Source organism: Streptomyces sp. NPDC001816, assembly GCF_042892235.1.
Classification (GTDB): Bacteria; Actinomycetota; Actinomycetes; order Streptomycetales; family Streptomycetaceae; genus Streptomyces.
In genome coordinates this window covers 1-9,947 of record NZ_JBIATY010000027.1, presented here as the reverse complement: position 1 = coordinate 9,947, position 9,947 = coordinate 1, and the positions used below count along the sequence as shown (strand labels likewise).

At 65.4% G+C, this 9,947-nt stretch carries 10 protein-coding genes and 2 pseudogenes; 7 read left to right on the top strand and 5 right to left on the bottom strand.

Annotated elements, in window-relative coordinates; genetic code table 11:
* Window positions 1–248: 248 nt before the first annotated feature.
* Window positions 249–1,349 (bottom strand): MrcB family domain-containing protein, encoded by a 1,101-nt coding sequence (locus tag ACFYZZ_RS45185; protein ID WP_389189909.1) that lies wholly within the window; start codon window positions 1,347–1,349, stop codon window positions 249–251.
* A gap of 213 nt (window positions 1,350–1,562) precedes the next feature.
* The gene (locus ACFYZZ_RS45180; RefSeq protein WP_389189907.1) at window positions 1,563–1,994 is read right to left on the bottom strand and encodes a hypothetical protein; all 432 of its coding nucleotides are present in this window, start codon (window positions 1,992–1,994) and stop codon (window positions 1,563–1,565) included.
* Between the two features lie 355 nt (window positions 1,995–2,349).
* On the opposite strand from ACFYZZ_RS45180, the gene ACFYZZ_RS45175 reads away from it, so the two are divergent.
* From ACFYZZ_RS45175 to ACFYZZ_RS45165, 3 genes are all read left to right on the top strand, one after another.
* Window positions 2,350–2,535, top strand: coding sequence for a hypothetical protein (locus ACFYZZ_RS45175; protein WP_389189905.1), 186 nt, complete (start codon window positions 2,350–2,352; stop codon window positions 2,533–2,535).
* Between the two features lie 309 nt (window positions 2,536–2,844).
* Entirely contained in the window at window positions 2,845–5,355 is a 2,511-nt protein-coding gene (fxsT, locus tag ACFYZZ_RS45170; protein WP_389189903.1) for an FxSxx-COOH system tetratricopeptide repeat protein, read from the top strand.
* A gap of 104 nt (window positions 5,356–5,459) precedes the next feature.
* On the top strand, window positions 5,460–6,389 hold the full coding sequence (locus ACFYZZ_RS45165; protein WP_389189901.1) for a Ku protein: 930 nt from the start codon (window positions 5,460–5,462) through the stop codon (window positions 6,387–6,389).
* Here the strand turns inward: ACFYZZ_RS45165 and ACFYZZ_RS45160 are convergent.
* Entirely contained in the window at window positions 6,386–6,724 is a 339-nt protein-coding gene (locus ACFYZZ_RS45160; RefSeq protein ID WP_389189899.1) for a DUF6233 domain-containing protein, read from the bottom strand. The genes ACFYZZ_RS45165 and ACFYZZ_RS45160 overlap by 4 nt on opposite strands.
* A gap of 67 nt (window positions 6,725–6,791) precedes the next feature.
* Here ACFYZZ_RS45160 and ACFYZZ_RS45155 point away from each other — a divergent pair, with 67 nt between their 5' ends.
* Window positions 6,792–7,031: a hypothetical protein gene (locus ACFYZZ_RS45155; RefSeq protein ID WP_389189897.1), complete on the top strand. Its 240-nt coding sequence runs from the start codon at window positions 6,792–6,794 to the stop codon at window positions 7,029–7,031.
* Window positions 7,019–7,225 (top strand): hypothetical protein, encoded by a 207-nt coding sequence (locus tag ACFYZZ_RS45150; RefSeq protein ID WP_389189895.1) that lies wholly within the window; start codon window positions 7,019–7,021, stop codon window positions 7,223–7,225. Before ACFYZZ_RS45155 ends, ACFYZZ_RS45150 begins: the two co-directional genes overlap by 13 nt.
* Window positions 7,226–7,535: 310 nt before the next feature.
* On the opposite strand, the pseudogene ACFYZZ_RS45145 reads toward ACFYZZ_RS45150, so the two are convergent.
* Window positions 7,536–7,693: pseudogene (locus ACFYZZ_RS45145) on the bottom strand (transposase); the annotation flags it as partial.
* Window positions 7,694–8,111: 418 nt separating this feature from the next.
* On the opposite strand from ACFYZZ_RS45145, the gene ACFYZZ_RS45140 reads away from it, so the two are divergent.
* Window positions 8,112–9,323: a hypothetical protein gene (locus ACFYZZ_RS45140; protein ID WP_389189893.1), complete on the top strand. Its 1,212-nt coding sequence runs from the start codon at window positions 8,112–8,114 to the stop codon at window positions 9,321–9,323.
* Between the two features lie 6 nt (window positions 9,324–9,329).
* Here ACFYZZ_RS45140 and ACFYZZ_RS45135 read toward each other — a convergent pair.
* Window positions 9,330–9,473: pseudogene (locus ACFYZZ_RS45135) on the bottom strand (IS5/IS1182 family transposase); the annotation flags it as partial.
* Window positions 9,474–9,696: 223 nt separating this feature from the next.
* Here ACFYZZ_RS45135 and ACFYZZ_RS45130 point away from each other — a divergent pair.
* Window positions 9,697–9,947 (top strand): helix-turn-helix domain-containing protein (locus ACFYZZ_RS45130; RefSeq protein WP_389189891.1); only part of this gene is annotated, 251 nt, incomplete at its 3' end.

Here is a 9,947-nt window from a genome sequence, read left to right as displayed (position 1 = left end):
GATGCTGGGCACCTGGGTATAGCTGCACAGACGTAGCAAGGGGCCGCGGCAACCTGCCGCGCCTCCTTGGTCATTGTCGGCCGTTGGCGGTTGTCCTTGGCCGCCCTCGCGCGGCCTGAGGACGGCCCAGCTCTGAGCCCGGCAAATTTACAGCGGGCTCCGTTAGCTGCCTACGACCTGCGAAGTTCCGTGTGCTGCCCTCTGTCGGGGGACACCTGGGGGAGGAAGTCGCGTGCTCGCCGGCCGCCTCACAGTCCGGTTCTGTGGATGTAGGAGATGACGGTCAAGGTCTCCTCCTCGATGGTCCACGGCGAGGTGCAGTGGAGGACTCCACCAGTCGCGGTCACAGGTTCGACAGAGCGATCCAGTTCGATGGAGTGGACGATCACAAGAGCGTTGTCCGGCGCGAACCTGCGCTGCCATTCGACCTCGGCCCGCGTCAGGATGATCTGGCTACCGTCGGACGTGGTCCCCTTCACCTCTACGGGAAGCTTCTCGTCACCACGCGTCAGGTGCAGGTCGTACGGCTTGCTGGCGCCGACGTCCTTCACGGTCCATCCCTGTGCCTCGAAGTGCTCAGTGGCGAGCAGGACACTGCGCTTCTCGATGGCTCTGCGCTCGGCGGCGGTCAGGAGGAACCCTTGGCCGCCCTTTCGGGCGCTCCTGCGGTTCGCGGTGGTCGCCGCACTCTGGGTTGCCTCTCGGACCTCCACCGGTAGGTCGCCGGGAACGTAGGTCGCGTCGTCCGCGGCCTTGTAGAGGGGGCCCAAGAGCCGTGCCATGAAGAGCAGATCTTCGCTCAGGACATCTGAGTTGGGGATGGCATCGCGCTGGTACTCGATGGCCACGACGTTGCCGGGCTCGTAGCCCTTGCCAAGCTTCGTGCGTGCATTGAGGCGGATCGCAGTCAGCAAGTCGGTGCGCTCGGCGGCAACTTGCTCGATGAGCGGGCGGGCCCAGTCGATGCGCTTCTTCAGGGCGGCGGGCTCGCGGGGCTTGAGCTCGCCGGCGATCCACTCGGTCGTGCCCTGGTTGAGCGACAGGTAGACGCGTTCACCGTCGCCGCTGAATAGATAGACGATGTACCAGCCGTCGGTTGCACTCGGGGTTCTGCTCTTCGAGTAGACGCGGGTCCATACGACTTCAGCCCTCTGACCGGCCCCGTCCTTGCCCTCCACTCCTACGTCGTCGAGGGGTATCTCCATGGCTACGGCGAGAGCCTCGGCATGCTCACGCAGCCAGTCGCAAATCTCGGTACGAACGACGAAGCCACGGCGCTGCATCTCTTCGGTGTTCTTCGCCTGCCACACCGTCTGAAGGCCGAGCACCTCACTCAAGAGTTCATCCACGCCCGAACAGTAGCTACGGACACTGACATTGGGCTGCGCAAGTTGGCCACTGGTGACCTGGGCTAGCAGTGGTTGTGCTCTGGTGTTGGCGTACGGGTCGGCGTACGCCAACGGTTCTGTTTCTGCTGGTCATGGCCGCGATGAGTCGGCCCAACGAGACCCGCTCGACAGACCTCAGGTGCCTCGGGCGTAGGGCTATCGCCCAGACGGTTTTCAACCCTGCACGTCTCGCAACCGCCAGTCCAGGTACGCCTCACGCAAGCGTCGCCACAGCGAGCGCCGAGGACGATCAACGTCTGGGGACACGTCCAACCAGCCACGAGCAGTCTGCACAACATGCTCGATCGTTCCGATCAGGTCGTTCGCCCGCATCGTCAATCGCCGCTCCGCATGGTCAACACCTGGCCTGCCATGGAGGACGGCCTCCCACCACTGATTCAGGCAGACGACCACAGCAAGAACCTGCTCGGTGAGGCTGTCGGCGGTGGCCGCTTCAGTTGGGGACACGGACAGGCGCAGGAGTGACTGCTGAAACAGCATGGCCTTGACCGAGTCTTCTACTGCCAGACGCGCTGCGGCCGCACCATCCCCAACAGTTACCCCATGCGCCCGCTCGGCTAGGAACAACGCTCGGGCATACGCCACGGCACTCCTGGTCTGCTCGACACTGCCAAAAAACGCTGCCCAAGCCTCTCGCCGCGCCTGCCATCGAGCCTCAAACCTCTGCCCGCGCACCTGCATTCGCACCGCTTCCAAAGCGGATCGGGCCTGCGCCCTAGCTCCCACCCACGCGATGGCGCTACCCAAAGCGGTTGCTGCCGAGCCCCACAACGCCCCTTGAATCTGTGGATCCACGCCCGCCCTCTTCTCCGCGCAGTTCTCCAGATCACGTGATCATTCCGTAGGCATGTCACAACTCCGACACTTGCCCCTCACCGGTAGCGCACAAGCCTGCATGATGCTGCCTGTACATCGGACCTTGAGCGAACCGGAGCGCGTCATGAACGAAGACCCGCAGGGCACGCGCAAGCCGACTCCCATGCATCGCCTGTCGGACTATGACAGGCAGCGACTTGACGAGATGAACCGGGCAAATCCGGCAGCGTTCTGGCTGGCCTATCCGGTGGTGGTGGTCGGGGGCATGTGGCTGCTGATCCGCCTCTCCGACTGGTGGAGCAGCCTGTAGCCGCTACCGGACTCCGTCCTTCCTGTGGCCCGCCCTATTGCTGGACTTTCGCTGTCGCCAACTGTCGTTGTCTGTCGTCGTTGGCTGCCCTCGGACGGCCCACAGGCAGCCCGCGATCGGGCCCGCAGTTGATCAATAAGAGCACGCAACCTCGTTGAGAGCAGACGCGCTTGGGCCGCTAGATTTACGGTCCATGGATGCAGGGGTGGCCGGTCTGGTCGGTGCTTTGGGGGGCGGCATTCTAGGCGCAGCTGGCGCTTGGGGGGCGGGGCTGATCGCCCTTCGAGGCGCCAGGTATGGGGGGCTTTAGTGGCGGGCGGGGAGGCGCAGTACGGCGCTGAGGGCGGGGACCATGTCGACTTCAGTAGCGGTGTGTTCACCGGCCCGGTCACGGGCAAGGCGGACATCCACAACCACCACTACTACGGGGCCCGGCGGCCCACGGCCGTGTGGCCGCATCAGGTGGGGGTGATCCCGCCGCGGGCGGGTTGTTTCCAGACCCGCGCGGAAGTGGTTCGGCTACGTGAGGCACTCACGGGTGGGCAGGCTGCGGTCCTGGTGGGGCAGGACACGGTGCGTGGTCAGGTGCTGGCCGGGATGGGTGGGGTGGGCAAGACGCAGCTGGCCGCCGACTACGCCCGCACCGCCTGGCAGGCCGGTGAGCTGGACGTGTTGGTGTGGATCACCGCGAGCAACGCGATCGCGGCCGCTTCCGGGTATGCGCAGGCCGCGGTGGAGATCCTGGGCGCCGACCCCGCGGACCGGGAAACCGCCGCCCGTACGTTCCTGGCCTGGCTGGAGCCCAAGGCGAACGCTGCGCCGTGCCGGTGGCTGGTCGTCCTCGACGACGTCACCGACCCGGCCGACCTGAACGGGTTGTGGCCGCCGGCCGGCCCGCACGGCCGCACCCTGGTCACCACCCGCCGTCAGGACGCTGCCCTGTCCGGCCGTCTGATCAAGGTCGGGCTGTTCACCGAGGCCGAGTCCCTCGCCTACCTCACCGCCGCGCTGGGCGCCCGTAGCCGCCACGAGCCCGACGAACAGCTCACCGCGCTCGCCCAGGATTTAGGGCACCTGCCGCTCGCGTTGTCGCAGGCCGCTGCCTACCTCATCGATGCCGGCATCAGCGCCACCGCCTACCGGAGACTGCTGGCCGACCGTGCCACCCTGCTCGCCGACACCGCTCCCGAGGTCCTGCCCGACGGTCAGACCCAGAGCGCGGCGGCAGCCTGGTCGCTGTCCGTCGACCGCGCCGACAGCCTGCGCCCGGTGGGTCTGGCCCGTCCGATGCTCCAGCTCGCCGCGTTCCTCAGCCCCAACGGCATCCCCGAAACCGTTCTGACCAGTGCTCCCGTCCTCGCCCACCTGGCCCAACACCGCGCCGAAAACGGATCGCATACAACGCCGCAACAGGCACCGCGGGCGGAAGGGCAAGACGAGTCTCCAGCATCTGCCACTCCAGAAGAAGCGGCCGGTGCCCTGCGGGCGCTGCATCGACTCAGCCTCATCGATCACACACCTGCCTCCCCGCACGAGGCCGTCCGAGTCCACCAGCTTCTCCAGCGTGCCGTCCGCGACACCCTCGGCCCTCACCAGCACGAGCAAACTGCCCATACCGCCGCCGACGCCCTCCTGGCCGCCTGGCCCAACCCCGAACGCGACACCAGCTTGGCAGAAGCCCTGCGCGCCAGTACTGCCGCCCTGACCGAGGCCGCCGAGGCCGCGTTGTACCGGACCGCCGCGTATACGGTGCTGTATAAGGCCGGACGAAGTCTCGGCCGGGCCGGGCAGGTCACCGCCGCCCGCGACTACTTCCAGCAACTCACGCAAACCAGCCGTCACTACCTGGGCGAAAACCACCCCGACACCATGAACGCTCGGCAGTACCTCGCCCAGTGGCAAGGGGAGGCGGGGGACGTGGCCGGGGCCGCAGCCGCCCTCACCGACCTGCTGGCCGACAGAGTACGAGTTCTCGGCGAAGATCACCGCAGTACCCTCACCACTCGGCACTACCTCGCCCAGTGGCAAGCAGAGGCGGGCGACGCGGCCGGGGCCGCAGCCGCCCTCACCGACCTGCTGGCCGACCGAGTACGAGTGCTCGGCGAAGATCACCCTGACACCCTCGTCACCCGGCACAACCTCGCCCGGTTCCGGGGGAGGGCGGGGGATAAGGCCGGGGCCGCAGCCGCCCTCACCGACCTGCTGGCCCGCATGGTGCAGGTGATGGGCGAGGACCACCCCGACACCCTCGTCACCCGGCACAACCTCGCCTGGTTGCTGGGGGAGGCGGGGGATGCGGCCGGGGCCGCAGACGCCCTCACCGACCTGCTGCCCCGCATGGTGCAGGTCATGGGCGAAGACCACCCCAACACCCTCGGTGCCCGGCACGGACTCGCCAACTGGCGGGGGGAGACGGGGGATGCGGCCGGGGCCGCAGCCGCCCTCACCGACCTGCTGCCCCGCATAGTGCGAGTGATGGGCGAAGACCACCCCAACACCCTCACCATCCGGCACAACCTCGCCCAGTGGCAAGGGAACGCGGGGGACGCGGCCGGGGCCGCAGCCGCCCTCACCGACCTGCTGCCCCACATAGTGCGAGTAATGGGCGAAGACCACCCCAACACCCTCACTACCCGCCGCAGCCTCGCTTACTGGCGGGGGGAGGCGGGGGATGCGGCCGGGGCCGCAGCCGCCCTCACCGACCTGCTGCCCCACATAGTGCGAGTAATGGGCGAAGACCACCCCAACACCCTCACCACCCGGCACAACCTCGCTTACTGGCGTGGGGAGGCGGGAGGAAACAGTCGGCCTGCCAGGTAGCGACGCAGGCGTCAACCTGCCGTTGGGCCATGACAGGGGTGTGCTGCGTCAGCAGCGTGGCAGCCATAGCCTGATGGTGCTCGGGGCTACTACGGAGGTGTGTCATGCCCCGAACCATCTGGTCAGGCGCCATCTCCTTCGGGCTGGTCACCGTGCCGATCAACGTGGTCAGCGCGACCGAGGACCACAGCTTCCGCTTCCACCAGTACCACCTTCAGGACATGGGCCGCGTCCGGGTGCGCAAGGTGTGCGAACTGGAGGACCGTGAGGTCTCCCAGGACGAGATCGGCAAGGGGTATGAGCTGACCAAGACGCAGGTCATCCCCATCACGGACGACGAGCTGAGGAACCTGCCGCTGCCGACGGCGAAGGCGATCGAGATCGACGCGTTCGTGCCGTTGGAGTCGGTGGACCCGATCCGCATCGGCGAGGGCTATTACCTGCAGCCGTCCAGCCAGGTCGCGGTCAAGCCGTACAAGCTGCTTGTGCAGGCTCTTGGTCGCTCCAGCAAGGTGGCCGTTGCGAAGTACGCATGGTCCGGCCGCGAGCGGCTCGGCCTGCTCCGCGTGAAGGGCGACGTCCTGGTGCTCCATGCGATGCGCTGGCCGGACGAGATCCGCGACCCCGCCGAGCTGCTGCCGCCCCCGGTCGAGGTGAGTGACGAGGAGATCGAGGGCGCGCTCGCCCTCATGGACACCATGACCACCGACTCCCTGGAAGGGGAGGAGTTCCAGGACCACTACACCGAGGCCATGGCGCAGATCATCGAGGCGAAGCGGGAGGCCAGGCCGCTCCCGGAGACGCCGGAGCCGGAGCAGCCCGCCCCCGTGCTCGACCTGATGGCCGCGCTGAACGCGAGCGTCGAGCAGGCGAAGGCCGCCCGCGGCGAGCCGGCCGAGGTGCACGAGATGCCGAAGCCGAAGAAGAAGGCGGCCGCGAAGAAGCAGCCGGCCAAGAAGGCCACAGCGAAGAAGACAACCGCGAGGAAGACGACCGCGAGGAAGGCGTCGGGGCGCCGCGCTCGCAGCGCCTAGTCGAGGATGCCGAGCTCGGAGTCCGGCCGGCAGTGCGTGCAGGCTTTCACCCCGGCCGCCAGCGCCCGCCTGACGGTCTCGCTGTCCACGCCCTTCGATCGTTTCCCCGCCATGTGGCAGCCGCCGACGTGCGCGGCGTTGGGCATCGCGTCCCGGTTGAGCCCGTATTCGAGGAGCCAGTCGGGTGGCGCCGGCCGAGCCGCCTCGCCTGTCTGGCGCTCCCGTTCCTTACGCTCCTCGTCGGCGATCCAGCGGCGTGTGCGCGCGAGGTCGCCCTCCTGCACGCGTTCAAGGAAGCGGAGCAGGTCGAGGCGGGACAGGGCGGTGTCGTTCACGTGTTCGATTCTAGGAGGTAGGCTGCCCTCCGGCACCAGAAAGGGGGTGGGCAGCAGGGAGGCGAATATGCGTGATGACCTGCAGATCCTTACAGCCCTCGGTATCGCCCCCTCCGCCCTGGACCCGGCTCCCGGCGGGCCCCTGCGGTTCTCCGGTGGCCGCGACCGCATCACCCCGCCAGGCCGTTACCCGTGCTCGGCCTGCGGGGCGCCGGCTGTCGCCACCTGCCGCCGCACCATCCCTGGGCTGGGCCTGCGCTGGCAGGACTCGTGCCGCGACTGCATGATCGCCGGGTGGGCGCTGTGAACTCCGGCCGCTATCACCTCACCCTGACCGCCGCCGGCCGGGCGATGATGCACGGCTGGTGGGGGAGCGAGACGACCGCGCGCCGCCAGTTCTCCGCCTGGGTCGGCGAGCGCGGCAGCCTGCCCGGCGCACGCATCACCCTCACCGACGAGGAGACCGGCACCGTGTTGACTACCTGGCCGGCCGACCCGTAGCCCGGCCTTGGGGAGCATCGGTACGGGCTCGGCTGTTGGCCCATGAGGAGGGTCGGAACGATGAGTCGCTGCCCGGATGTCCCGATTACCGTCACGCCGGCCAGGTAACACGGCCGTTGAAGCCCCTGCCCGCACTCGGTGAGCAGGGGCTTCAACGCACCGCGCCCTCGGCGGACTACGCATTACGAGTTGTGCGATCCCGATCCAGGAGTGTCCGTGGCCGTCCGCGACCCATACTTCGCGCCTGGTCACAAGGTTTGTCAAATTTCCCTACGTTGTTCCGCGGGACGCGGTGAGCCCTTTGTATGGTCACCTGGTCGCCCAGGGCCAGGACGTCGGCGAGGAGTTGGAGGAGTCGGGCTCGTCGTTGGTAACGCGTCGGGACAGTAGCCGGCGACCGCTCTCGTCGATCGCGGCGCAGTGGTGGTGGGTCTTGCCTGCGTCGATGCTGGCCCAGATCGCGGGCATTGCCGTGGGTCGTAGACGGTGAACCATGGGCACTGGTGAGCCGTTGTTGCCGCCCTGGCCAAAGAAGGCTCCCGGGCCAAAGCCGGTGGATGGCCGACTGTGTCGGCAGAGCATCGCGTACGTGTTCTGCAACGACGTCAGCTGGCATGTGAGCCGCTGGAGCTGGGCCCGGCTCTGGACCTGCCGACGCTGTCTCGGCCGGTGACGCGAGGCCGGACTCTTCCAGGTCACCTAGTTTTGTGCACCAATCTACACGCGGCCGACACGCTCCACTGGACCGTCACGAGGTGCACAGACGCCGCATCCTGCCGGTGCCCCCCAGAGGCAAGTGGCAGGGAAGCTCAGCTAGGACCACTATAGAGAGTGATGACATCAATCACACGATAAATTGTCAACCTCTCCGAGATAGACAAAAGTCATGAGATGCTACTTTCGAGGCGTCGGCATATTTGTGCTCCTTGTGGTCGCGACTATCATTACTGGCTTTTGTATCGCATTTGCGATCGCTGTGGGGTTAGGGTTTTTTGCTCTCGCTCGTTTCCGGAGCGAGGATTTCTCCACGAGGCGCCACCTTCTGTACGTCAGCATTTTTGTGTTCCTTGCGGCTGTTGCTGTCCTTGCTGGCTTCAATGCCATATGGGCCATCATTGTGGGCGGGGTTTCGATCGGACTCTTCTTCATCGCTTTTTGGCGCAGCAGGGAACGCCCCAGGTTTTTCCACCTATGGGTTACGCCGATGGCCTTGTTCATCGCAGGACTTTCCCTATTCGCAATAGCACGCCACATACAGCCCGAAATTCGAAGCCCTAAGCCGCCAACGCCGAAGACGTTTGCATTCGTAGTGAGCCCACAAGAGAAGCACATACGGCAACTCCATGTGAAGGTCATCACCTGGTTCCCCTACAGGTTTCGAAAGGAAGACCGAAAAGATGAGCAGGGTGACCGCGAATGCCAGCTGATGGTTTTTACGGGGGCGGAGGTCGACCCAAATCCGGACTGGAAAGTTATCACCGAAATGCAAGGCGTGAAGCCGGAGTGGTGGAAAAACACACCAGAGATGCAGACGACAATGTCGCCGCATCGCCAAAAAGGGAGGGGCAAGGGAGAAGAGAAGGATATGGTTTTTGAACCGGCACGCAACCGTGAGAACAAAATCGCGATCTGCTGGCCCCTGAAGCAGCACGTCTTCGACAAGCAACTGGGAAGCAACGGTGCCATTTCACTACCTAGCTTTAAAGTGTTGAAGGGTGATCCCGAAAAGTTGAATATCAAGAATGAACATCAGGGTGAATTGCACCTTCGGGGAAAGGATGTAGAAGTTGACGCCGTAATGTCTCAGTGCAGGGAATGTCCGGCGCTCGTTGATGACTGGGCGGTTGATATTGGACCGGAGCCGACTCCAGTTGCGCGGTGGCCTGAAACCTGGGAGTGGATCTACCGCATTCCGATAGAAAAGCCGGTCTATGCAAGTTCAGTAAAGATACGCGTACATAGTCTCGCAAAGGCAGAAGAGGAGCACCGTAGAGAATTCATAAGTGCGGTTCTTTATGGTGTAGCTGCGGCGGCATGGGTGGCTACTACACAAGAAGCGCTCAATAGAATTAGAAAAGAAAGTCGCACCGAACATTAAGGCCGTCTACATGGTGAGTTTGAGGAGTCTCTTGTAGCGGCAGAGGGCCGCGGCGAGTCCGAGAAAGGCGAGGTAGCTGCGGGGTTGGTGTTCGTATCGGGGGCTCAGTCTGCGGTATCCGGACAGCCAGGAGATGGTTCGTTCGATCACCTGGCTGGTGTCGCCATGTGCCAGATGATGCCCTCAACGCAGGCCGCTACGTACGGCTTCTGGCCGTTTCCATCCTTCGAAGGACCCGGACACAGTGTCCGGGTCCCTATGCGTTCGGCCCCTCACTCTGTCCTCTGACCAAGGGGCGCCGAGGCCGGCTTCCGGCCCCGTCACCGACTCGGTACCGTGAAACGAGCCCCCAACCAGCAGGAGGCAGCACGCAATGCGTGGTCTCGGAGATCACCTCAGCATCGGTGAACGGATTGCGTTCTACCGCAAGCGTCGTGGCTACACGCAAGAAGTTCTGGCCGGACTGGTCGGCCGTAGCACCGACTGGTTGGCGAAGATCGAGACTGGTCGCCGGAAGCCACCCCGTATCGACATGCTCGCGGAGCTCTCGCGCATCCTGCGCGTGCCCCTTGGGGACCTGCTCGGTCAGACCGTGCTCATGGAGGACGAGAAGCAGCAGGACGA